Origin of the sequence: Cryobacterium sp. LW097, assembly GCF_002205495.2 — a bacterium.
Taxonomy (GTDB): domain Bacteria; phylum Actinomycetota; class Actinomycetes; order Actinomycetales; family Microbacteriaceae; genus Cryobacterium; species Cryobacterium zongtaii.
The window spans coordinates 1,422,476-1,445,324 of sequence record NZ_CP021992.1; the positions used below are offsets into that span (position 1 = coordinate 1,422,476).

Annotated in this window: 21 protein-coding genes; 14 read left to right on the forward strand and 7 right to left on the reverse strand. The window is 68.7% G+C overall.

Features of this window, described 5'->3' with window-relative positions:
• The first annotated feature begins 183 nt into the window (after positions 1-183).
• Together B7495_RS18800 and B7495_RS06520 are read left to right on the forward strand one after the other, a co-directional pair.
• Positions 184-279, forward strand: a complete 96-nt coding sequence (locus B7495_RS18800; RefSeq protein WP_134408588.1) for a response regulator transcription factor — start codon at positions 184-186, stop codon at positions 277-279.
• Between the two features lie 42 nt (positions 280-321).
• On the forward strand, positions 322-1,008 hold the full coding sequence (locus B7495_RS06520) for a CoA pyrophosphatase (protein WP_088455858.1): 687 nt from the start codon (positions 322-324) through the stop codon (positions 1,006-1,008).
• Positions 1,009-1,393: 385 nt separating this feature from the next.
• On the opposite strand, the gene B7495_RS06525 is transcribed toward B7495_RS06520, so the two are convergent.
• From B7495_RS06525 to B7495_RS06540, 4 genes are all read right to left on the reverse strand, one after another.
• Positions 1,394-2,416 carry a TerC family protein gene (locus B7495_RS06525; protein ID WP_088455859.1) on the reverse strand — a complete coding sequence of 341 codons (1,023 nt, stop codon included), beginning with the start codon at positions 2,414-2,416 and terminating at the stop codon, positions 1,394-1,396.
• A gap of 75 nt (positions 2,417-2,491) precedes the next feature.
• On the reverse strand, positions 2,492-3,481 hold the full coding sequence (locus B7495_RS06530; protein WP_088455860.1) for a serine hydrolase: 990 nt from the start codon (positions 3,479-3,481) through the stop codon (positions 2,492-2,494).
• Between the two features lie 116 nt (positions 3,482-3,597).
• The gene (locus B7495_RS06535; RefSeq protein WP_088455861.1) at positions 3,598-5,436 is read right to left on the reverse strand and encodes a DEAD/DEAH box helicase; all 1,839 of its coding nucleotides are present in this window, start codon (positions 5,434-5,436) and stop codon (positions 3,598-3,600) included.
• Between the two features lie 63 nt (positions 5,437-5,499).
• On the reverse strand, positions 5,500-6,324 hold the full coding sequence (locus B7495_RS06540; RefSeq protein WP_088455862.1) for an alpha/beta fold hydrolase: 825 nt from the start codon (positions 6,322-6,324) through the stop codon (positions 5,500-5,502).
• Positions 6,325-6,513: 189 nt separating this feature from the next.
• Between B7495_RS06540 and B7495_RS06545 the strand changes: the two genes are divergently transcribed.
• The 6 genes from B7495_RS06545 to B7495_RS06565 all read left to right on the forward strand — a co-directional run bounded on the left by B7495_RS06545 (position 6,514) and on the right by B7495_RS06565 (position 11,982).
• Complete coding sequence (locus B7495_RS06545) at positions 6,514-8,202, forward strand: long-chain-fatty-acid--CoA ligase (RefSeq protein ID WP_088455863.1); 1,689 nt, start codon at positions 6,514-6,516, stop codon at positions 8,200-8,202.
• Positions 8,203-8,346: 144 nt separating this feature from the next.
• A complete protein-coding gene (locus B7495_RS06550; protein WP_088455864.1) occupies positions 8,347-8,793 on the forward strand; it encodes a DUF6325 family protein in 447 nt (148 codons plus the stop codon).
• Position 8,794: 1 nt separating this feature from the next.
• On the forward strand, positions 8,795-8,953 hold the full coding sequence (locus B7495_RS19060; protein ID WP_165787908.1) for a hypothetical protein: 159 nt from the start codon (positions 8,795-8,797) through the stop codon (positions 8,951-8,953).
• Between the two features lie 119 nt (positions 8,954-9,072).
• A complete protein-coding gene (locus B7495_RS06555; protein WP_088455865.1) occupies positions 9,073-9,714 on the forward strand; it encodes a PadR family transcriptional regulator in 642 nt (213 codons plus the stop codon).
• A 19-nt stretch (positions 9,715-9,733) separates the two neighbouring features.
• Positions 9,734-10,312, forward strand: a complete 579-nt coding sequence (locus B7495_RS06560; protein ID WP_088455866.1) for an SRPBCC domain-containing protein — start codon at positions 9,734-9,736, stop codon at positions 10,310-10,312.
• Positions 10,309-11,982 carry an alkaline phosphatase D family protein gene (locus B7495_RS06565; protein ID WP_088455867.1) on the forward strand — a complete coding sequence of 558 codons (1,674 nt, stop codon included), beginning with the start codon at positions 10,309-10,311 and terminating at the stop codon, positions 11,980-11,982. The genes B7495_RS06560 and B7495_RS06565 overlap by 4 nt, the downstream gene beginning before the upstream one ends.
• On the opposite strand, the gene B7495_RS06570 is transcribed toward B7495_RS06565, so the two are convergent.
• Entirely contained in the window at positions 11,979-13,151 is a 1,173-nt protein-coding gene (locus B7495_RS06570; protein WP_088455868.1) for a globin domain-containing protein, read from the reverse strand. The genes B7495_RS06565 and B7495_RS06570 overlap by 4 nt on opposite strands.
• Before the next feature lie 678 nt (positions 13,152-13,829).
• On the opposite strand from B7495_RS06570, the gene B7495_RS19240 reads away from it, so the two are divergent.
• The 4 genes from B7495_RS19240 (at position 13,830) to B7495_RS06590 (ending at position 16,871) form a co-directional block, all read left to right on the forward strand.
• Entirely contained in the window at positions 13,830-14,804 is a 975-nt protein-coding gene (locus B7495_RS19240; RefSeq protein ID WP_205748720.1) for a lytic transglycosylase domain-containing protein, read from the forward strand.
• A 146-nt stretch (positions 14,805-14,950) separates the two neighbouring features.
• Positions 14,951-15,412: an isoprenylcysteine carboxylmethyltransferase family protein gene (locus B7495_RS06580; protein WP_088455869.1), complete on the forward strand. Its 462-nt coding sequence runs from the start codon at positions 14,951-14,953 to the stop codon at positions 15,410-15,412.
• Positions 15,413-15,453: 41 nt separating this feature from the next.
• Entirely contained in the window at positions 15,454-16,452 is a 999-nt protein-coding gene (locus tag B7495_RS06585; RefSeq protein WP_088455870.1) for an LLM class flavin-dependent oxidoreductase, read from the forward strand.
• Between the two features lie 50 nt (positions 16,453-16,502).
• Positions 16,503-16,871 (forward strand): MmcQ/YjbR family DNA-binding protein, encoded by a 369-nt coding sequence (locus B7495_RS06590; RefSeq protein ID WP_088455871.1) that lies wholly within the window; start codon positions 16,503-16,505, stop codon positions 16,869-16,871.
• 8 nt (positions 16,872-16,879) lie between these two features.
• Here B7495_RS06590 and B7495_RS06595 read toward each other — a convergent pair whose 3' ends face one another.
• Both B7495_RS06595 and B7495_RS06600 read right to left on the reverse strand, forming a co-directional pair.
• On the reverse strand, positions 16,880-17,872 hold the full coding sequence (locus tag B7495_RS06595; protein ID WP_088455172.1) for an IS481 family transposase: 993 nt from the start codon (positions 17,870-17,872) through the stop codon (positions 16,880-16,882).
• Positions 17,873-17,976: 104 nt separating this feature from the next.
• Complete coding sequence (locus B7495_RS06600; protein WP_088455872.1) at positions 17,977-18,639, reverse strand: histidine phosphatase family protein; 663 nt, start codon at positions 18,637-18,639, stop codon at positions 17,977-17,979.
• Between the two features lie 121 nt (positions 18,640-18,760).
• Between B7495_RS06600 and B7495_RS06605 the strand changes: the two genes are divergently transcribed.
• Entirely contained in the window at positions 18,761-19,354 is a 594-nt protein-coding gene (locus tag B7495_RS06605; RefSeq protein ID WP_088455873.1) for a hypothetical protein, read from the forward strand.
• A 99-nt stretch (positions 19,355-19,453) separates the two neighbouring features.
• A complete protein-coding gene (locus B7495_RS19245) occupies positions 19,454-22,711 on the forward strand; it encodes a lamin tail domain-containing protein (protein WP_205748721.1) in 3,258 nt (1,085 codons plus the stop codon).
• Positions 22,712-22,849 lie beyond the last annotated feature (138 nt).

Sequence of the window (22,849 nt, forward strand, 5' to 3'; positions counted from 1 at the left end):
GAAAGTAGCCCGGCGGAGGTGGCGGCGACATCACCCCTTAGTGATGAGGTCGGGCCGAGCGCCCGGTCATCCGGCGCTGCTGTAGTGGCTGACCGCGCATCGCCAGCGGCCGTCCCGGCGCATGGTGGCCCTGGCCTATTCGAACCGGGAGGTCGGGTTGCAGCTCTCGCTGCCGAGGGGACCGTGAAACGGCATGTGTCCAACATCTTCACGAAGCTCGATGCGACCTCCCGCATGGGTGTCGTGCGCCGCGCGGTCACCCTCGGCCTGGTGGGTTAGTGCCGAAGCCCCGGTGCCGACCGGGCTGCGTATGGTGGAAGCATGCTCGTTATCTCGAACGACCCGCGCGCCGAACTCGCGGCGCTGTGCGAGCGTGGGCTGGACTGGGGGACCGGCCGAAGCCGCGACCTTCCCGATCTGGGCAGCGCTCGCCGGGCCGCGGTTCTCGTGCTGTTCGGTGTGCTGGATGCGGTGCCGGCGCAGGCGCCCGCCGGCACAGACCGGGTTCCGAGGGATCTCGACGTGCTGTTGCTGCGCCGTGCCTCCACCCTGGGCAGTCACCCGGGTCAGATCGCCTTCCCGGGCGGCCGGCTCGAAGCATCCGATGCGGGCCCGATCGCGGCGGCGCTGCGGGAAGCCGTCGAGGAGACCGGGTTGGACGCAGCCGGCCTCGAACCCCTCGGCACGCTGCCCGCAATGCCGGTGCCGGTGAGCAACCATCTCGTCACCCCGGTGCCGGCCTGGTGGACCCGACCCTCCCAGGTGGCCGCGATGGACCATGCCGAAACCGTGGATGTCTTCAGGGTGCCCGTGGCGGATCTGCTCGACCCGGCCAACCGGGCGAACACCGAGCACACCGTGGGCGACGCCGTCTACCGGGCGCCGGCGTTCACCGTGGGTGACCGGCTCGTCTGGGGTTTCACCGCGATCGTGCTCTCGCGCATGTTCGACGAGCTCGGCTGGGCCGACCCGTGGGATCACGATCGGATCGTACTTCCCGGCCGGTAACCGGCGCGCTTGTGTCCGGGCGCGCGGTGCTGCTCCTCGGCGCCAGGTGGTGCTCGGTGCACCACGTGTGGCCCACCGCGCCCGCTATAGCGGGCGCGCTCGGCCACAAGGGGTGCAGAAACGGCGAGACCGGGTACGCCTTCCGCAGCGATCTTCGCGCGGCGAAGCACCGTGGCGTTCGCCGCGGACGAGCTCTCACCCGTACGGATGGTCAGCACGGACGTTGCCATGCCGCCACTGCCGGCGGACGACGGGGCTTGCTTTCTACGCCCTGTCCGGGCCGGGCCCGAACGAGTTCACGCTGGTGATCTTCGGGTCTGGCTGTGCGTCGAGGCCGACGCAGTACCGGCGAGAGCGTGGACAACCTCGACGCGATCATGCTCGGCTAGTGCGAGTCCTCGGCCTTGGTGATCGGCTCGCCGTCGACCCGGCCACGATCGGCCTTGGCGGCGTCCCCTCGGGTCTTGGCCAGGCTCGCGACGGTCGCGACGGTGACCGTGGCGGCGATGAAGACCAGCGAGAACCAGATCGGGATCTCGGGCACCCACAGCACCGGCTCGCCGCCGTTGATGAACGGCACCTCGTTGACGTGCAGGGCGTGGAAGACGAGCTTGAGGCCGATGAAGGCGAGGATCACGGCCAGGCCCTGGGACAGGTAGACCAGGCGCTCGAGCAGTCCGCCGATGAGGAAGAACAGTTGGCGCAGGCCCATCAGCGCGAAGGCGTTGGCGGTGAAGACGATGTAGGCCTCCGAGGTGAGCCCGTAGATCGCGGGGATCGAGTCGATCGCGAAGACCAGGTCGATGAAGCCGATCGCGATGATGGTGAGCAGCATCGGGGTGACATAGCGTTTGCCGTTGATCTTGGTGGTGAGCTTGTCGCGGTCGTACTCCTCGGTGACCGGCAGAACCCGGCGGGCCAGCCGCACAAAGAGGTTGTCGGCCGGATTGCTGTCGTGGCCCCGCACCTGCATGTATGCCAGCACGAACAGCAGCGCACCGAAGAGATAGAACACCCAGGAGAAGTTCTCGATCAGGGCCGCGCCCACGGCGATGAACCCGCCACGCATGATCAGGGCGATGATGATGCCGAACATCAGCACCTTCTGCTGGTACGCCTTGGGCACCGAGAACGCGGCCATCACGATGAGGAACACGAAGAGGTTGTCGATCGACAGCGCCTTCTCGGTGAGGTAGCCCGCGAAGTACTCGCCGCCGTACCGCCATCCGGACACCACGCCGATGCCGACCCCGAACAGCAGGGCAAGGCCGATGTAGAAGGCCGACCAGCGGGCGGACTCGCCCACCGTGGGCTCGTGCGGCTTCCGCACGTGCGCGAAGAACTCGTAGGCGAAGAACGCGATCGTCACGCCGATGGTGATGATCCAGGTCAGGGGAGTGATATTCAAGGAAGGCTCCATGACAGGGGGTTCGCTTGGTGCTCCCCGTGCACCTTCCAGACTAAAGCATTGCTCACTAACCCGCTAAGAGTGCGCGTCGGTGAGCTCCGTCAGCAGCGCGAAGCCGTGGCGGTCGACCGAGCGTGAGGTGGCGGTGAGCACAACCACCCCCGTGCCGGCGGCCCGGTCCAGGCCGAGCCAGGAACGGAAGCCGCCGGTGGCGCCGTCGTGCCAGGTGATCGATCGGCCCCTGACCGACAGGGTGATCCAGGCCGCCCCGATGTTCACCCCACGGCGGGCGATCGGCGCCACCGGATCGAGAGCCGAGATCCCGGGCGCGGATCCCTCCAGCAACGCCTGGGTGAGCCGGGCGAGATCGGTGATCGACGAACGGATGCCGCCGGCCGGTGCCACCGCCTCTCCAGTCCAGGCCGGCCGCGGGCGGCCCGACCGGCTTGTGCCCTGCAGCGCGCTGGGTCGCAGCTCGGCCGGTGTCGCGGGTGCGTACATCGACGTGAGACCCAGCGGCTCGGTCAGTCGCTCCCGCAGCAGGGTTGCGTAGTCGAGGCCCGCGCTGCGGGCGACGGCATGGCCAAGCAGTTCGAAGCCGAAATTGGAGTAGCGCCGGCGCGTGGAGGAGAGTCGCACGGTGCGCGCCTGTGTCAGCAGTTCGGTGAGATCTTCGCCGTAGGGGTTCTCCCCGGTGCGCAGGAACCGCAGGGCGCGACGTAGCGGCTGCGCCGAGCGCGGAAGGCGGGGTAGTCCAGACTCGTGCTTGCTCACGGCCGCGAGCCGGAGAGGCCCGGCCGGGCCCTGCGGCAGGGGGAGCAGATCACCCAGAGTGGTCTCTGCGCCGATCTCGCCGAGCTCACAGGCCTGACGGTAGAGCAGACCGGTGAGGCCCTTCGAGATGGAGCCGATTTCGAAGTCGGCGTCGAGCCCCGCGCCTACGCTCGCCAGCACCACTCCGCCGGGGGAGACCTGGGCGACGGCGGCCACCGGATGCCTGGGGCCCAAATGTTGCCGCAGCCGTGCGGCCAGCCCGGCGTCACCATCCGTCGCAGCCCTCGTCATGGGTTGATGATAGGGCGGCTACGGCGAAAGGCGGGGATTCTCGCGACACACCGTCAATCCGGCGAGCGGATGAGGGGTGTCGGGAGAATCCCCGCCCGTGGGTGAGCTGGTGTGACCTAGTAGCGGCGCGGCGGGCGCTCGGAGCGGTCGCCCTGTTGAGGCCGGTCGTTGCGGCCGGCCGAGGCGCCGTTGTCGGCGTGGATCTCGATCAGCTTGCCGCTGATGCGGGTCGCCGAGAGGCGGCCCAGCACATCGCTGGTCAGGTCGGCGGGCAGGTCCACCAGGGAGTACTCGGGCAGGATCTGGATCGCGCCGAAGTCTTCCCGGCTCAGGCCACCCTCGTTGGCGAGAGCGCCGACGATCTGGCGTGGTTCCACCTTGTGACGCTTGCCGACCTCGATGCGGTACGAGGCCATGGCGCGGCTGCTGTCGCGTGAGCGGCGTTCGGGGCGTTCGCTGCGCAGCGGGCGGTCATCCCGGCTGCCGCGGTCATCGCGGCTGCCCCGGTCGTCCCGACGGTCGTTGCGTGCGGGCCGGTCGCGGTCGCGGTGCTCGGTGCGCTCCCGGTCGAAACGCGCCGCAGCACGCACGTCGTCGGCGTTGAGCAGCAGCGGGGTCTCTCCTTGGGCGACCACGGCGAGTGCGGCGGCGACGTCGGCCTCGGGCACGTCGTGGTGCTCCACGTAGTGGCCCACGATGTCGCGGAACGCGGCGATGCGAGCGGTCTCCTCCAGCGCAGCGGTGATCGCGTCGTCGAACCGGGCGAGCCGGGTGACGTTGACGTCTTCGACGCTGGGCAGCTGCATCTGGGTGAGCGGCTGGCGGGTGGCCCGCTCGATGGCGTTGAGCAGGTGACGCTCACGAGGGGTGACGAAGCTGATCGCGGCGCCGCTGCGGCCGGCGCGGCCGGTGCGGCCGATGCGGTGCACGTACGACTCGGTGTCAATCGGGATGTCGTAGTTGATGACGTGGCTGATGCGCTCCACGTCGAGGCCGCGGGCGGCGACATCCGTGGCGACGAGGATGTCCAGCTTGCCGCTCTTGAGCTGCTCCACGGTGCGCTCACGCTGCACCTGGGGCACGTCGCCGTTGATGGCGGTGGCGGAGTAGCCACGTGCACGCAGCTTCTCGGCGAGCGTCTCGGTCTCGTTCTTGGTGCGGGTGAAGACGATCATGCCCTCGAAGTTCTCCACCTCGAGGATGCGGGTGAGCGCGTCCACCTTCTGCGGGTAGGAGACCAGCAGGTAACGCTGGGTGGTGTTGACCGAGGTCGTGGTCTTGTTCTTGACCGTGATCTCTTCGGGGTCATTGAGGTACTGCTTGGAGATGCGACGGATCTGCGCGGGCATGGTGGCGGAGAACAGGGCCACCTGCTTGTCGTCCGGGGTGTCGGCGAGGATCGTCTCGACGTCTTCGGCGAAGCCCATCTTGAGCATCTCGTCGGCCTCGTCGAGCACCAGGTACTTGAGCTGGGTGAGGTCGAGGGTGCCCTTTTCGAGGTGGTCCATGATGCGGCCGGGAGTACCGACGACAACATGAACGCCCCGGCGCAGCGCCGACAGCTGGATGCCGTAACCCTGTCCGCCGTAGACGGGCAGCACGTGCACGCCCTTCATGTGGGCGGCGTACTTCTCGAAGGCCTCACAGACCTGCAGGGCGAGTTCGCGGGTGGGGGCGAGCACCAGGGCCTGCGGGCTCTTCTGGGACATGTCGAGGCGGGAGAGGATCGGCAACGCGAAGGCGGCCGTCTTGCCGGTGCCGGTCTGGGCGAGTCCGACGACGTCGCGGCCGTCGAGGAGCGGCGGAATGGTGGCAGCCTGGATGGCCGACGGAGTCTCGTAGCCTACGTCTTTGAGGGCTTTGAGTACGGAGTCACTGAGCCCAAGCTCGGAGAACGTGATGGTCGGGCGGGCAGTGGCTGCCTCGGTCGGTGCAGTTGAATCAGGAGGCGTCATAGTACTACGGTAGCCGGTCGAAGTGCTCACCCCGTTCGGGAGCGAGAAATCCGTGCCGTGTGATCATGTCGTCGACGGCATTTCGGGCTCATTGACGGTCCGCCTGGCTTGAGAGTCCAGGCTCTCGTGCAGTGCGGCGGCGAGAACGGCGATGTCCACGTCGTGGGATTGGCCGGGGAGTTCCACGTGCCTGCCGTTCGGCAGGGCGGTGGCCAGGGCCCTGGCCGATTCGCGGATGAACTCCGGTGCGAATTCGCCGCTGAGCACCACCGCGGGGACCTGGACGGCTTCGATCCGGTAGTAGGGGAGTAGGCCGTCGCCGAGAACAGCATCGTCGTAGGCGAGCGTCGGGGCGATCGCCTCGAACCCGGCCCACATCGGCGTCTGCCGCATCCCCTCGATCTGCTCGGCGGGCATGCCCACCCGGGCCAGGAAGAGGGCCATGGCGTCGCCGCGGCGCCCGGCGGCCAGCGCGGCGGCGAGCTTCCGGGAGTAGGTGGTGACGACGGAGTCCAGGTCGATGCTCACCGGCACCTCGTAGGCGGCCAGCTCGCTGACCGCCGCACCGAGCTGGGCGGCGGCCGCGAGTGCCAGGGCGCCGCCACTGGACATGCCGAAGAGGGCCGCGTGACCGCCGGCCGACCGGATCAATGCGGCGATGTCATCGATCTCCCGGTCGACCGAGAACGGCAAGGTGTCGCCGCTGGCGCCGCGGCCGCGTCGGTCGTAGACGTACACGGTGAAGCTGTCGGCCATCAGGGCGGCCAGAGGGCGCATCGGCCCGGCGTCGCGGTAGCAGGTGGCGCCGTCCACCAGGATGAGGGCGGGCCCGGTACCGAGACTGTCGAAGGCGATCGTGGTGCCATCGCGCGACCTGACTGTGGGCATGGTGTCTCCTTCGATGTCTCGACGGGTCCGCTGTCACTGACCGCGCCGCTGCTCGCTCACACCGTGCCACCGGGTGAGGGCGGCGGTCAACCGCTGGCGCCGGAATATCTGTCGGGTCTGCACGGACGTGCTCAGCCTTGGGCCGTGTTGTGCCCACGCCTCTGGAGCGGATCGCGGGAGGATGTCTGCATGGCCACTACTGAGCAACAGCCCTGGGTTAAGCACTATCAGCCGGGCGTGCCCGCCGAGATCGATTACCCCACCACCTCGCTCGTGGAGATGCTCGAGCACGCGGTCGCCGAGGCCGGCGACCATCCGGCGCTCGAGTTCTTCGGACGCCGCACCAGCTACGCGGAACTCGGCGCCCAGATCGACAAGGCTGCCGAGGGGCTGCGCCTGCTCGGGGTGCGGGCCGGCGACAGGGTCGCGCTGATCCTGCCGAACTGCCCGCAGCACGTCGTGGCGTTCTACGCCGTCCTGCGCCTGGGCGGCGTGGTCGTGGAACACAACCCGCTCTATACGTCACCGGAGCTGCGGCACCAATTCGAAGACCACCAGGCCCGCATCGTGATCGCCTGGGACAAGGTCGCCCCGACAGTGCGCGCGTTCCCGGCCGACATCGAGATCGACCACATCGTCTCGGTCAACCTGCTGCAGGCTTTCCCCACCGTGAAACGGTTGGCCCTCTACCTCCCGGTGAAGAGTCTGCGCGAGTCCCGGGCGGCTCTCACAGGCTCGGCGGCCGGTACGACCCCGTGGAAGGACCTGTTCAGCCACGGCCGCATCGACCCGACCCACCCCCGTCCGGCGCTGCACGACCTGGCGGCCATCCAGTACACCTCCGGCACCACCGGTCGCCCCAAGGGTGCGATGCTGACCCACTACAACCTGCACTGCAACGCGTTGCAGGGCGAGGCCTGGATGCACGGCGCCGAGTACCGCAAGGAGGTCTTCTACGCGATCCTGCCGATGTTCCATTCGTTCGGCCTCACGTTGTATCTGACCTACGGCATCCACAAGCAGGCCCTGATCGTGTTGTTCCCCAAGTTCGATCCGAAGACCGTGCTCGACACCATGAAGAAGACCCCCGCAACTGTGTACTGTGCGGTGCCGCCGATCTACGAGCGCACCGCGCTCGCCGCGAAGGAACGTGGCATCTCGCTGCGCTCCTGCCGCTTCTGCATCTCGGGAGCGATGAACCTGCCCGACCATGTCGTGGAGCTGTGGGAATCGGTGTCGGGCGGACTGCTGGTGGAGGGCTTCGGCATGACCGAGGCATCGCCGGTGGCGATGGGCAACCCGTTCCACCCGACCCGCCGCCCCGGTACCGTCGGCATCCCGTTCTCCTCGACCCTGATGAAGGTCACCGACCCCGATGACCCGACCGTTGAGGTGGAGCAGGGCCAGCCCGGAGAGTTGCTGCTCAAGGGTCCGCAGGTGTTCAAGGGCTACTGGAACAACCCTGAGGAGACCGCCAAGACCCTGACGCCGGACGGCTGGCTTCGGACCGGGGACATCGTGACCGTGGACGAAGACGGGTTCTCCACCATCGTCGACCGGGCCAAGGACCTGATCATCACCGGCGGCTTCAACGTGGCGCCCACCGAGGTGGAGACTGTACTGCGCTTGCACGCGTCGGTGACGGATGCCGCCGTGTTCGGCAAGCCGCTGGAACGTGGCGGTGAAATGGTCGTCGCCGCGGTCGAGCTCGAACCCGGCGCGACGCTGGACGAAGAGGCCCTGCAGGACCACTGCCGGGAGCACCTGGCCGCATACAAGATTCCCCGCCGGATCGTGCAGATCACCGACACCCCGCGCACGATGCTCGGCAAGGTGCTGCGCCGCAAGGTGCGCGAGCAGGTGCTGCCCACCCTCTGACCCACCTTCACCCATCGCGGGTGACGCGAGCGCTGCCGGAGGGCTGGACACTGACACCTCCGGCAGCCGGAGACGACGGCGCACACCGGTTCCTTGCCCGGCTGTGCTCATCGTTCGCATCATCCAAGCGAAATGGAGTGGGTTATGACTGACACCATCGATGAACTCGGGCCGGTGGACTGGATCGTCGTGGAGTTTCCGGGCAGCACCTTCAACGGGTCGATTGCGCCGGAGATCACGTCGCTCGTGGACCGGGGCCTGGTGAAGATCCTGGACCTGCTGATCCTGACGAAGGACGCGGACGGCGCATTGGAAATCGCTGAACTCTCGGATCTCGAGGACGGCCAACTCGGTGAACTCCGCGCCTTCGAAACAGAACTGGCCACCCTCCTCAGCGAGGAGGACGTGATCTCCGCGGCCGAGGCCATCGAGCCAGGCAGCACCGCGGCGCTCCTGGTTTGGGAGAACCTCTGGGCCGCCCCGTTCGGCGCGTCGGTGCGTCACGCCGGCGGTCAGCTGGTGGCCAGCGGGCGCATTCCGGTGCAGGCTCTGCTCGCCGCCATTGAAGCCGATGACACGGAAGGAGCCTGACATGCCACTCGCACGCAGACGGGTCGGTCGCCCAGGGGTGATCGGGGCACCCGTGGCCCGCACCGCAGCCACAGTGGGAACGGCGGCCGTCGTCGCCCACGGAGTACGCCGCCGCGGCGACCGTCGGGATGACCGGCGCGACGACAGGCGCGACCGTTGATCCGCTGAGTTCCTTGATTCCGCGACACTCAGCGATACATCGTTGAGTGTCGTGGAAGTTCCGCGACGCGTGCTCGCTACACCCGCGAAGCACGACCTCGCGAAAGGACGAAAACGATCATGAAGCGCTTTCACCACAACCACCAGCCGGAGTCCGACAGTCCCGAGTTCGGTGCCCCTGATTGCGGCCCGGGGATGAGCCGCGCCCACCACGACTCGCCCCAGGGCCACGGTCGTGGTTTCGGCCGGGGATTCGGGCCCGGCGGGCCCGGCTTCGGCGGCTTCGGCCCCGGCTTCGGCCCCGGTGGTCCCCGTGGCTCACGTCGCGCCAACAAGGGCGACGTCCGCTCCGCGATCCTCTCGCTGCTGGCCGACGGTCCCTCCAACGGCTACGGGCTCATCAGGGCCATCGAGGAGAAGACCGGCGGAGCCTGGCGCCCCAGCCCCGGCTCCATCTACCCGACCCTGCAGCAGCTCGTCGACGAGGAGCTCATCTCACCGACCGGCACCGAGCGCCGCACGGACTATGAGCTCACTGAAGCCGGCCGGGCCTACCTGGCCGAACACGCCGACGACCTCAAGAAGGCGTGGGAGGCCACCCCCGGGCAGTCGGATTCCGACGCCGCCTTCCACGAGAGCGTCGGCAAGCTCTTCGGTGTTGTGCACCAGTTCCGCTCCTCGGCGACCGACACCCAGCGTGCCGCCGCCACCGAGAAGCTCGATGAGGTGCGCCGCGCGCTATACCTGATCCTCGCCGACTGAATGAGGAAGGCCAGACGACATGACAACCGACGACCTGGACAGGGCGCAGGCGGGCCCGGACGATCCGCGTTTGGTGCGCGGGGACAGCGGCCCTGATCTCGTCTTGAGCCGCAGCTTCGCGGTCGACATCGATGACGTCTGGGCGACCCTGACCGACCCCGCCCGAACGACGGAGTGGTACGGCCCCTGGGAGGGGAAAGGTGCCGCAGGCCACACCATCCGCGTGCAGATGCGCTTCGAAGACGGCGAACCGTGGTTACCGATGCGCGTCGATGCGTGCGAGCGGCCCACCCGCCTGGCCCTGTCGATGCTCGAGGACCAGGGTGACTGGCGGCTGGAACTGGTGCTCGCCGAGACGGCCGGGTCGACCCGCCTGAGCCTGATCCACCATCTCAGTGGGGTGGACAGCTTGGGGGAGATCGGGCCGGGCTGGGAGTACTACCTGGACCTCTTCGCTGCGGCTGTGCGGGGCACGGCTGTGCAGGCGGCTGCAGGGCCCCGCACCGCGCCCGCGTTCGCGGACTACTACCCGGCGCGATCGGCCTTCTTCACCGCTCTGGCCGAGAGCTACACTCGGCGATTTACGCCTCTGCCATGACGACCTCGGCGCTGATCCTCGGTCCGATGCTGCGCTACGTCGATACCGACTCCGCCAGTGTGTGGGTCGAGACCGCGCGGGCCGGGCAGGTCACGGTGCGGGCCGATGCCAGGATGTGGTCGGCGCGAACCTTCGCCGTGCACGGGCATCACTACGCTCTGGTGCAGGTCGACGACCTGGCACCGGGTACAACCTCTCCATATGCGGTCGACATCGACGGCGTGCAGGTCTGGCCGCCGTTGCCATCACGTTTTCCTGCATCCGTCATCAGCACGCTCACGCCAGGCGCGCCCCTGAAGCTGGCATTCGGATCCTGCCGCACCAGCGTGCCGCACGACGAGAAAGGCAACCGCAGCCACGGTGTGGATGCCCTTCGCAGCTACGCGCTGCAGATGGCCGCGCTGCCCGGCCAATTCTCCTGGCCCGACCTCGTGCTCTTTCTGGGCGACCAGGTCTATGCCGACACCACGAGCGAGCAGATGCAGGAGTTCATCCGCGCCCGGCGAGACCTCACCGAGCCGCCTGGCGAGGAGCTGGCCGACTTCGAGGAGTACGCGCACCTCTACGGCCTGGCCTGGTCCGACCCGGCGAACCGGTGGCTGCTGTCGACGGTGCCCACAGCGATGATCTTCGACGACCACGATATCCGCGACGACTGGAACGCGTCGCTCAGTTGGAAGCGCGAGATGGAACAGACCTCCTGGTGGCACGGGAGGCTGGTTTCCGGGCTGGCCTCGTATTGGGTGTACCAGCACCTGGGCAACCTGTCGCCCGCCGACCGGGAGGTCGACGAGATCTGGCGGTTCCTCGCCAGCCACGACGGCGACGCCGAGCTCGACCTCAGCGAGAGGCTCGACGCTTTCGTCGAGCGCGCCGCCGCCGAGCCGGCCAGCTATCGCTGGAGCTACTGCCGGGACTACGGCGACAGCCGGCTGATCGTGATCGATTCCCGCATTGCGCGGCGGCTCGACCCCGCAGACCGGGCCCTGATCGACGACGACGAATCCGGCTGGCTAGACGAGCGGATGCGCGGAGGGTTCCGCCACCTGCTGGTGGGCACGTCGTTGCCCTTCCTGCTGCCGACGGGGCTGCACCATCTGGAGGCCTGGAACGAGGCGACCGCCGAGGGCGCCTGGGGTGCTCCGATGGCCGCCGTCAGCGAGAAGCTCCGCCAGGCCCTCGACCTCGAACACTGGGCGGCCTTCCAGTCGAGCTTTCGCCGGGTGGCGCAGATGGCCACCGACCTGGCCGACGGCAAACGTGGCCCGGCCCCCGACACCATCACGTTCCTCTCCGGCGACGTGCACTACTCCTATGTCGCCGAGGTGGAGCGCAGCTCGGGCAGCCGCATCATCCAGGCCGTCTGTTCGCCGATCCGCAACCCGTTGGCCCTGCCACTCCGGTCGTTCTCGGCCGTGCTGTCCTACGCCATCGCGAACCGGCCCAGCGAGATGCTTGCCCGGTCGGCCGGGGTGCCCGTGTCGCCGCTTCGGTGGCGGGGGATCCGGGGACCGTGGTTCGAGAACTGCCTCGCCAGCGTCTCGGCGACGCCGGCGGGGCTGCGGTTCCGCTGGATCACGGGCGTCGTTCGGGGAGACGGCCGGGCGCGGCCCCGGGTGACGGAGATTGCTGCCCTCACCATGGCGCCGCGCCGGAACAACGGTGGCTAGGCGCTCGCGAGCCAGAGGTCGGGGCCGAAGACCTCGTAGTGGATGCGGGCGGCCGGGACCCCGGACGCCAGTGCCTGGGCGCGCATCGCCCGCATGAACGGCAGCGGGCCGCACAGGTAGACCGAGGCGTCATCCGGGATGGTCACCGAATCCAGCGACATGAAGCCGTCGTGAGCGGTGTCCAGGGCGCTCGGCGCTTCGAGCCAGAGCTCGAGCTCGGCCGTTTCCAGGATGGCGACGTCGGCGCGCATCTGGTCGCGCAGAGCCCAGCGTTCGATGGTGCTCTCGGCGTGCAGCACCAGCACCTTCCGGTCCGACCCGGTCTCCACCAGCGAGCGCAGGATCGACGCCAGCGGGGTGCAGCCGATGCCGGCCGACGCCAGCACCAGGGGGCCGTTGCCCGTGCTCAGGGTGATGTCGCCGCACGGGTTGGAGAGGGTCAGCTGGTCGCCGACCTGCACGTCACGGTGCAGGACGGGGGAGACCTCCCCGTCGTTGTCCAGCTTCACCGTGAACACCCGGGTCGTGGTGCCGGTGCCGGCCGAGAGCGAGTACTGGCGCACCTGGCGGATCCCATCGGGCATCCGCACCGTGACCCCCACGTACTGGCCGGGCCGGGAGACGGACGCCGGGGTGTCATCGGACGGCACGAGCGTGAACGTCACAGCGTCGCTGCCGGCGGGCTCCCGATGTGTGACCGTCCACGGCGCCAGCGGCTTGTCACTGGCCGCGGCGGCGTACAGGCCGGTCTCCTGCTTGATCAGGGCGTGCGCCATCAGCCAGTAGACCTCGGTCCAGGCATCCGCGATCTCGGCCGTGATGACGTCGCTGAGCTCGGCCGCGATGGACTCGAAGAGGTAGGTGTAGACCACGTCATACTGCTCGGGCAGGATGCCGAGGGAGACGTGCTTGTGCGCGATGCGGGAGAGCATGATCTCCGGCGCACTGGTGGGGTCCTTCACGAGATGCGCGGCGAACGCGGCGATGCTGCCCGCGAGGGCCTGCTGCTGCACACCGCTTTTCTGATTCGAGCGGCTGAACAAGCCGTCGAAAAGTTCGGGATGCGCGGTGAACATGCGGGCATAGAACCCGGTGGCGATGGCGGGCAGCCGTTCGCCGACCAGGGGGAGCGTCGCTTCAATGAGGGGGTGGGACTGGGGGGACAGCATGCAGACTCCTGGTGGGTGGGGACGTAGTACGGGGTGGACGGGGAGTCTCACGCTAACAATCGCTACCCCCGTTCGGGGGAGTCCAAAGCCTCTAGTGACGCCGATGACCGATACCGGACGCGGGTCGCCGGCGGCTCCGGGGCAACGGGGCCAGACTGGCCGCACGTCTACCGTCGTGCACCTGGTTCGCTCGCTCGCCGCGCCGCTCACCCGCACCCGACTATTCAGGGTCCTCGCGCCGTCGGTCCTACCTCCGATCGAACGAGTCCTGCACAGGCTCAGCGCCGGGCGAGTGGTGCATCTGTTCGTCCTGCGGCCTGTTTTCTCCCACGAATCGTGGTTTTTATCCACCTGGCGGCTGACATTTCAAGGGGGTTGCGGAAGATCTTTAACGGGTTTCTGGGTCGCGGTGGGCTCCTCCTTCGACCGGATTGACCGGCTTTCTGAGGCTCGAATCGGGTCCTCATCAGGTATCGAGAAGTGATCCAGTGCACCGCCCAGGACACAATAGGGGTACCCGGATTGGGGGGAACTTCCCGGCAAAAGGTGAGGATCCATGCAGAAACATATTGCAGTGTAGTGACTTCGCCCGGGCGGGCCCCCGCCTGTGGAACGTCGAATAAGAACCGCTTTGCGCCCTCGTACATGCGATTCGCTCAGTGAGAGACATACATAACTGTGACTTCCAGCACTCCAGCAACACCCGAGACACCCGCTACATCCGCAACAGCCGTGATCCCCGCAACGCCCCTCGAGACCCGCGCGTCGAAGACCCATCGCACGCGCGTCACCCGTCGCTCCGCCGCCGCGCTCGCGGTGCTCTCCATCGGTGCGATGGTCGGTACGGGATTTGTGCTGGAGCCGGCGATGGCCGCCCAGAACGATCGTGCAGTCAAAACCGCGGCCGTCTCGGCCGCGCACGTGGAGCAGCTCGAGGCCTACAGCGAGATCAAGCAGGCCCGGGCCGAGAAGGCCGCCACCGACACCATCACCGGCGCGAGCACCGTGATCACCGCTGCCGAGAACAAGGCCGATGCCACCCAGGTGGCGACTCCGGTGGCGATGCTCACCGACTTCAAGTACCTCGCGCCAGAGCGCATCTACGAGCTCGTCGAGCAAACCAACGCAGAGCTGCCGCCCCTGCAGGCCGCAACAGCGGAGTTCGACCGTATCGCCGCCGAGCAGGCTGCCGCTGAGGCCGCCGCTGCCGCTGCCGCGGAGGCCGCTGCCGCCGCTGCCGCCCAGGAGGCCGCCGACGCCGAGGCCGCTGCCGCCGCAAAGGCTGCCCAGGCCGCCAAGGCCGCCCCGAAGGCCAACACTGCTCCCGCTCCGTCGGCGCCGACCAACCCGAGCGGCGCTCAGGCCGTCGCCCGCGACATGATGAGCGCCAAGTACGGCTGGGGCGCCGACCAGTTCGGCTGCCTCGTCAGCCTGTGGGACAAGGAGTCCGGCTGGAACGTGAACGCGTACAACGCCTCGAGCGGTGCCACCGGCATTCCGCAGGCGCTGCCCGGCAGCAAAATGGCCACGGCCGGATCGGACTGGGCGACGAACGCCTCCACCCAGATCTCCTGGGGCCTGGGCTACATCTCAGGTACCTACGGCACGCCGTGCGCGGCCTGGTCCAAGTCCGAGTCTGTGGGCTGGTACTAACCGACCGAGCACAATCATCACCTGAACGGCCCGCGGGCCAGGTTGGGGGGCACTGCTCCCGGAATCTGATCCGCGGGCCGTTTTCGTGCGGGCAGGATGCGTCGGGTGCCCTGCCCAGCACGGGTCGGCGGGCGTACTCTCGGTGCATGAAACGTGCGCTCGCCTCCGGCCTCGTCTTTGTGCAGATCGTGCTGCTGGTAGGCCTTCTCGTCCTGCCGCATGGCACAGTGTGGCCGGTGAACGGGTTTGTCGTCGCCACAGCGATCGCGCTTATCGCGGTGGGGGTGGCTCTCGCGGTGCAGGGATCCACAACGCTCGGCCCCGCCATGACGGCCAGCCCGATACCGCGCGACGACGCCCCGCTGGCCACCAACGGGGTCTACGCGGTGGTGCGCAATCCCATCTACACAGGGCTGATGTCGGGAGGGTTGGGACTCGTCGTGATCGGCTCTTCCCTCATGCACGTCGTGGTGTGGGTGGCGCTGATCGGGCTCCTGGCCGGAAAGACCCGATGGGAGGAGCAAATGCTCTTCGTAGAGCATCCCGCCTACTCGGACTACGCGGCCAGGGTCGGTCGGTTCCTGCCGGGTGTCGGTCGGATTCGGTGAATGCGGGTATCGATTCGGCCCCGAAATCCGTTACCCCCAACATGACGACACCGCTCTCCATACTTGACCTCGCCCCTATCGCCCCCGGGCAGACCGTCAGGGAAAGCTTCGCCGCCAGTGTCGCGCTCGCCCAGACCGCCGAAAAGCACGGGTACCAGCGGGTCTGGTACGCCGAGCACCACAACATGCCGACGATCGCGTCGTCGGCCACCAGCGTGCTCGTCGGTCACGTCGCCTCCCAGACCTCCACCATCCGGCTCGGATCCGGCGGCGTGATGCTGCCCAACCACTCGCCGCTCACCATCGCGGAGCAGTACGGCACCCTCGCGGAGCTGTACCCCGACCGCATCGACCTGGGCCTGGGCCGGGCTCCCGGCAGCGACCAGACCACCGCCAGGGCGATGCGCCGCGACCCGCGCGCCTCCGACCAGTTTCCGCAGGACGTGATGGAGCTGGCCGCGTACCTGCGCGATGAATCGATCATCCCCGGGGTGCGGGCGGTGCCGGGAGCCGGTACCAACGTTCCGCTCTACATCCTGGGGTCCTCCCTCTTCGGCGCCGGCCTCGCGGCCGCGCTGGGCCTGCCGTACGCGTTCGCATCGCACTTCGCACCCGACTCGCTGTTTGAGGCCGTCGCCACCTACCGGCGCGACTTCAGGCCGTCGGCGCAGCTCGCCGAGCCCTACCTGATGGTGGCCGCCAACGTGATCGCGGCAGACGACGGGGCGGATGCCACGCAGCAGTTCGAGATCATGCGTCGCTCCAGGGTGCGCAGCATGATCGCCCGCGGACCGGCATCGCCGGAGTACTCCGACGACCAGATCGATGCCTTCCTCACCACCACGGAGGGGCGCCGCCTGGCCGACATGATGCGATACACGGCCGTGGGTACCCCCGCGGACGTGCGCACGTTCCTCGAGGAGCTGACCACCTCCACCCAGGCCGACGAACTGATCCTCGCCCACGCGTCGCAGCAGATCGGTGACCGGCTGCGGTCCGTGGAGCTGACCGCCGGCGCGATGGTCGGCGTTCCGGCCTGAGACTTCGCCGAATGCTGGCTGGTCCGGGAGAAGTCGCTAGTGTCACAGACATGACCCCGGACGCCCTCGTTGAGTTCTGCCTCAGCCTGCCCCAGGCCACCGAGACGTTTCCGTTCGGCGACGAGATCAGCGTCTTCAAGACCAGCGGCAACGGCAAGATCTTCGCCCTCAGCGCGCTGGCCGGTGACCCGTTCAGCGTGTCGCTGAAGTGCGACCCCGAAGAAGGGCGCGCGCTGCGGGAAGAGTTTCCCGGGCATATCCACCCCGGCTACCACCTCAATAAGAAGCACTGGATCACCATCGTGCTCGACGGGTTCGTGGAGGACGAGCTCGTGGAGCAGCTTCTGCGCGACAGCCATGCTCTCGTGCGGCCCAAGGGTCCCAAGGCTCCCCGGGCTCCTCTGGATAGCGCGGAGTAGGGCGCCCGCTAGGTGTACTGCCCAGGCAGGTTAGTTAACCGCGTGATCGGTGGCTTGCCTCCGATGGCGGTGTGGTGCCTGTGGTGATTGTATTCGTGGAGCCATGCTGGCAGTGCTGCTCGGCGGGCTGATTCGCTGTTGTAGTGGCGGGAGAACGCCCAGCCGTCGGCGAGGGTGCGGTGGAAGCGTTCGATCTTCCCGTTGGTCTGTGGCCGGTAGGGGCGGGTCTTCTTGACCTTGATGCCAAGCTCGGCGCAGGTGTCGCGCCAGGCGTGGGATCGGTATGCGGAGCCGTTGTCGGAAAGGACACGTTCGACGGTGACACCGCGCGCTTCGAACCAGGACACGGCTCGTTTCAAGACGCCGACGGCGGTCTCGGCTTTCTCGTCGCCGTGGATCTCGGCATAAGCGACCCGGGAGTGGTCGTCGATCACGGTGTGGACGAACGCTGTTCCCAGAAGCTCGTGGTGATGTCTGTTCCGGGTGGTGCCTGGGGTCGATTGCCGGTTCTTGGCTCCTTGTTGCCGTCCGACATAGCGGTGGCCGCCGCCGTCCGGGATGTTGCCGATCTTCTTCACGTCAACATGGATCATCGCGCCGGGTCTCTCGTGCTCGTAGCGGCGGACCGGCTCGCCGGTACGGACGTCGACATGCCGCAGCCTGTTGAGGCGGCAGCGGGTCAACACCGCGTGAACGGTCGAGGCCGGCATCTCGAGACGGGCGCCGATCCCAACGGGCCCGAGGCGCTTCTTCCAGCGCAGATGCACGACCTTCCGCACCAGCTCCGGGCGAGTCTTTGTGGGGCTGCGGTGCGGGCGCGATGAACGATCCTGCATGCCGTCGCGGCCCATCGCCGCGTACCGGTCGGCCCACCGCTTCGCGGTCGGCCATGACACGTGGAAGAACACCGCTGCATGGGCGACAGGCCAGCCGTCATCGACGACCAGCCTTCCGATCCGCAGACGTTGAACCGGGGTGAGAGCAGCATTAGCGTGAGACACGAGGACCTCCGGACGGGTTGGGGAACTAGACAGCTCCACCCTCCACCGGAGGTCTTCGTCATTTCAAGACGTCACACATCAACCAACGTCCCTGGGCAGTACAGCTAGGAGGCGTCGAGCGCTTCGCCGGTCGGATCCACGGCGGACGTGTCGACCAGCGGCATCCCGCCCAGCGGCACCCCCGCCCAGGACAGCAGCGTCCAGCCCTCGTCGGGTGAGCCGATCAGCTCGACCACGCCGGTGTTGTCCAGGTCGTGGAGCCCGGCGAACATCGGCGGCACGTTGGTTGCCCGAGCCGCGGCCCAGACCCGGATCGCGGCGCCGTGGCTGAACACCGCCGCCGTCGCTCCGCTGGCGGCCGCCACGGCGATGTCGGCGTCGAACCGGGCGAAGAACGCGTGGCCATCCGGCCCGCCGGGCATGCCCACATCGAGGTTGCCGGCTCCCCAGGCGAACACTGTCTCCATGTAGGTGCGGATGGAGGCGTGATCGCTGCGTCGCTCGAGCGCGCCGGCTTCGATCTCGTGCAGTCCGTCGGCCACCTGGATGTCCAGGCCGCGGTCGAGCGCGAGGGGACGGGCGGTGAGTTGGGTGCGATGCAGTGTCGACGCAAATATGGTGTCAATGGAATCGAACCTGAGGGCCTCGGGGATGACGGCCGCCTGTCGTTCGCCGAGCTCGGTCAGGCCCGGGCCCGGGTGGGCGGTGTCGAGTTGCCCGAGCACATTGGCGGGCGTCTGGCCGTGACGGATCAGGAGGAGTCGCATGGTCGTTCCAGCATAGGCACGAGGCGCACGGAGCAATAGCCGGTTGGCCTTGCCGATTGCCCGGAAGCCTCTTAGAGTCGGCGGCGAACACCTGACCGGGGCAACCTGGGTGGAGGCGAGCGTGGACGACAAGAGTGCCGAACCGGCGGCCGCGTCCCTCATCGTGATCGGTGCGATCTGCGGGATCGCGTGGGCGGCAGGGTTCCGCGCCTACATGGTCGAGCTGGTCGGGATCGCCTCGACCTTCGAATGGGACGGCACCTTCGGCGCCATCCTGCTGCCCGGCGCCCTCGCCGGCGCGCTGCTCGGCTGGGCGGAAGCGCTGCGGCGGTCCGGGGGAGCCCGAGGCTGGCGGTGGCTCGCCCTGGCGCCGCTCGCGTTCGCGGTGGCGCCATTGCTGAGGCCGGGAGCGGTCGTGGAGCTGGTGACGACGGGGATCGGCGGTGCTGCGGTGGGCGTGGCCCTGATCGGCATCGGCGGTGGCTACGCCATCTCCGGACGCGGGCGGCTGTGGGGCCGGATCGTAGCCGGTGTGCTCAGCGGTGCGGCGTTGGCGGCGATAGCGCTCATGCCGGCCGCGATCGGCGGTGCCAGGCTGACCGTCACCGAGCCACGCGGCGCCTGGGTGTCCGTGCTCGCCGGTTCGCTGCTTCTCGTGCTGGTCCTCGCATCGTCGATCCCGTTCCGCCGGGTGCTCCGGCAGAGTGCCGGGTAGGAGCGTTCGCTCGACGTTCACCGGGAGTTTTCCTGGCATCGCCACAGTGGACCGGGCCCATCCGAGGCTCGTCACCCACAGCCTCGAAGGGGCATCCCTGTGCGCACTCACTGGCGTCGGCCAAGCCTGGCCGCCATCCTCACCCTCGCCTTGGCGGTTCCACTCGCCGCCACCCTGAGCCCGGCCATGGCGGCCCCGGCACCCTCGGTTCGCATCAACGAAGTCGAGTCCGAAGGCGGCACGCCCGGCGACTGGATCGAACTGACCAACATCGGCCAGGTGGCGACGGATGTCTCCGGCTGGGTCGTCAAGGACGACAAGGACGAGCGCACCTTCGCGCTGCCGGCGAGCACGGTTCTCGAACCCGGCGCGTTCCTGGCCGTTGATGTGGACGGCGACGGCGCCACCAGCTTCGGCCTCGGAAAGGCCGACATCGCCCGCCTGTTCCTGGCTGACGGCACCACCCTGGTCGACTCCTATGCCTGGGCCGCGCATGCGACCACCAGCTGGGGCCGTTGCCCCGACGGCACCGGGGAGTTCCGTGAGACCACGGCAGCCACCCGCGGTGCGGCGAACGACTGCGACGTGTCCGTCGCCGACAACGTGCGCCTCAACGAGGTCGAGTCCAACGGTGGCACCCCCGGTGACTGGATCGAGCTCGTCAACCTGGGCACGGCTCCCGTCGACGCCTCCGGACTGGTGCTCAAGGACAGTGACGACACGCACGCGGCCGTGCTGCCCGTCGGCTCGACTATCGCCGCCGGCGGCTACCTCGTCGTCGAGGCACCCACCATGGACTACGGCCTCGGCGGCGGAGACGCCGCCCGACTGTTCGACACCGACGGGGTCACCCTGATCGACTCCTACGCGTGGACCGTGCACGCCGCATCGACCTATGGCCGCTGCCCCGACGGCGTCGGCGAATTCGCCGACACGGCCACCGCCACGAAGGGAGCGGCCAACGACTGCGTCGTGCCCGAGACAGCGGATGTGCGCATCACCGAGACCGAGTCCAGCGGCGGCACGCCCGGCGACTGGGTTGAGCTGTTCAACCCCGGCGCGAGTGATGTCGACCTCACCGGCTGGATCGTGCGCGACAACGACGACACCCACACGGCCGTGCTGCCGTCCGGCTCCGTGATTGTCGCCGGCGGCTACTTCGTGGTCGAGGAGGGCCTGCTCGGCTTCGGCCTGGGCTCGGCCGACTCGGCCCGCCTGTTCGCCCCGGACGGCTTCACCCTGGTCAGCTCGGTGAGCTGGACCAGCCACGCGGTCACGACCTGGGGTATCTGCCCCGGCGGCACCCTGCTGACCCAGATGACCTCCTCGACCAAGGGCGCCGCGAACGACTGTGGCTCGCCCGTTCGCCTCAACGAGATCGAGTCGAGCGGCGGCACGCCCGGTGACTGGCTCGAGCTGATCAACAACGGTTCGACCGCCGCGGATGTCTCCGGCTTCGTCCTGAAGGACAACGACGACACTCACTCCGTCATCCTCCCGACCGGCACGAGCATTGCGGCCGGGGGATACCTCGCGATCGACGTAGACGCGGACGGCGGATTCGGACTGGGCGGCGCCGACACCGCCCGCCTCTTCGCAGCCGACGGCAGCACCCTGCTCGACAGCTACACATGGACCGCGCACGCCGCGACCAGCTACGGCCGCTGCGCCGACGGCACCGGCGACTTCGCCGCGACGACCGCCAGCACCAAGGGCGCCGCGAACAGCTGCGCCGGCGACCTGGTCACCGCGGCCTGGCCCGGCTCGGCCGAGGTCCGCACCGTGGACCCGGCCGGCGTGCTCGGCGGCAACCTGAGCGGACTGGCCTATGAGGCTGCTGGCGCTGCCGGCACTGCCGGTGACGTGCTCTGGGCCGCCAAGAACGGTACCGGCGCGCTCTACAAGCTCGTCGCCGACGGCGCCGGCTGGGTGCCGGACACCACCGCCGGCTGGGGCGCGGGCAAGCCGCTGCATTACACCGACGGCACCGGCGACGTGGACGCCGAGGGCGTCGCTCTGACCTCGGCAGGCGCTGACGGCGGATTGTTCATCGCCAGCGAGCGCAACAACGCCGTGAGCGGCGTCAGCCGGCCCGCGGTGCTGCGCTATGACGCATCCGCCACCGGAACCCAGCTCACCGCGAGCATGGAATGGAACCTCACCGCCGACCTGCCCGTCGTGGGCGCCAACGCCGGCCTCGAGGCCATCGCCTGGGTGCCGGACAGCTTTCTGGTGGCCCAGGGGATGCTCGACGAGCGCACCAACGCCGCCTACGACCCGGCTGTTTACGCCGGTCACGGCACCGGCCTGTTCTTCGTCGGACTAGAGGCCAACGGTGCGATCTACGCCTACGCGCTGGACCAGGCCACCGGCGGATACACCCGCGTCGCCACCATCGCCAGCGGATTCTCCGGTGTGATGGACCTGGAGTTCGAGGCCTCGACCGGCCGGTTCTGGGCCGTCTGCGATGACACCTGCGCGGGACGTTCCGCGGTCCTGGAGATCGCGCAGGCCGGCGCCTCCGACGGGCGATTCGGAGTCACGACGGTGTACGAGCGACCGGCGTCGATGCCCAACCTCAACAACGAGGGCTTCGCCCTTGCCCCGCAGAGTGCCTGCGTCTCCGGAGCCAAGCCCGTCTTCTGGGCCGACGACTCCAACACCGGCGGCCATGCGATCCGGGTGGGCAGCATCGAGTGCACCCCGCTGACACCGACCGAGCCGACCCCGGTTCCGACGACCGAGCCGACCCCGGTTCCCACGACCGAGCCGACTCCGGTTCCCACGACCGGGCCGACTCCGGTTCCCACGACCGGGCCGACCCCGGTTCCCACGACCGAGCCGACCCCGGTTCCCACGACCGAGCCGACCCCGGTTCCGACGACCGAGCCGACTCCGGTTCCCACGACCGGGCCGGCCGCACCGGCTCCGGTGGCGACGGCCGCTTTGGTCGAGTCCGAGCGGGGACCGGTATCGGTGCCCGCCACCGCGAAGCCGGGGGACACCATCACGGTCACCGTCGGCCGCGCGTTCGCGGGTGACGCGGTGCGCGTGTGGCTGCACTCGACTCCGACGCTGCTGGCATCCACGACGGTCACCGCCGCGGGCACCGTGCAGGTCGCTATCCCGAACGGCACGGCGCCCGGCGCACACCGCGTGGTTGTGGTGGCCGAGGACGGCACGCTGATCGGTTGGGACGACATCCTCGTCAGCGCTGCGGCGACGTCATCGCAGGACGCGCCGGGCACCCTGGCGAGCACGGGCGTGAACCCCGCCCTGCCGGGACTGCTCGCGCTACTCCTCGTGCTCACCGGCAGCGCCGTTCTGGTGCTGCGCCGGCGCGGTGTGACGGCGTAACGACGGTGCGCGGAGCGAACATCCGCTGACGGCGGCCGGTGAGACCGGGCAGAGCAGAGACATCCGTCCGGCGGCCGCACCCATGAGGTGCGGCCGCCGGACGCTTTCGTGCCGGCGGCGGCGCGACCCTCAACCCCG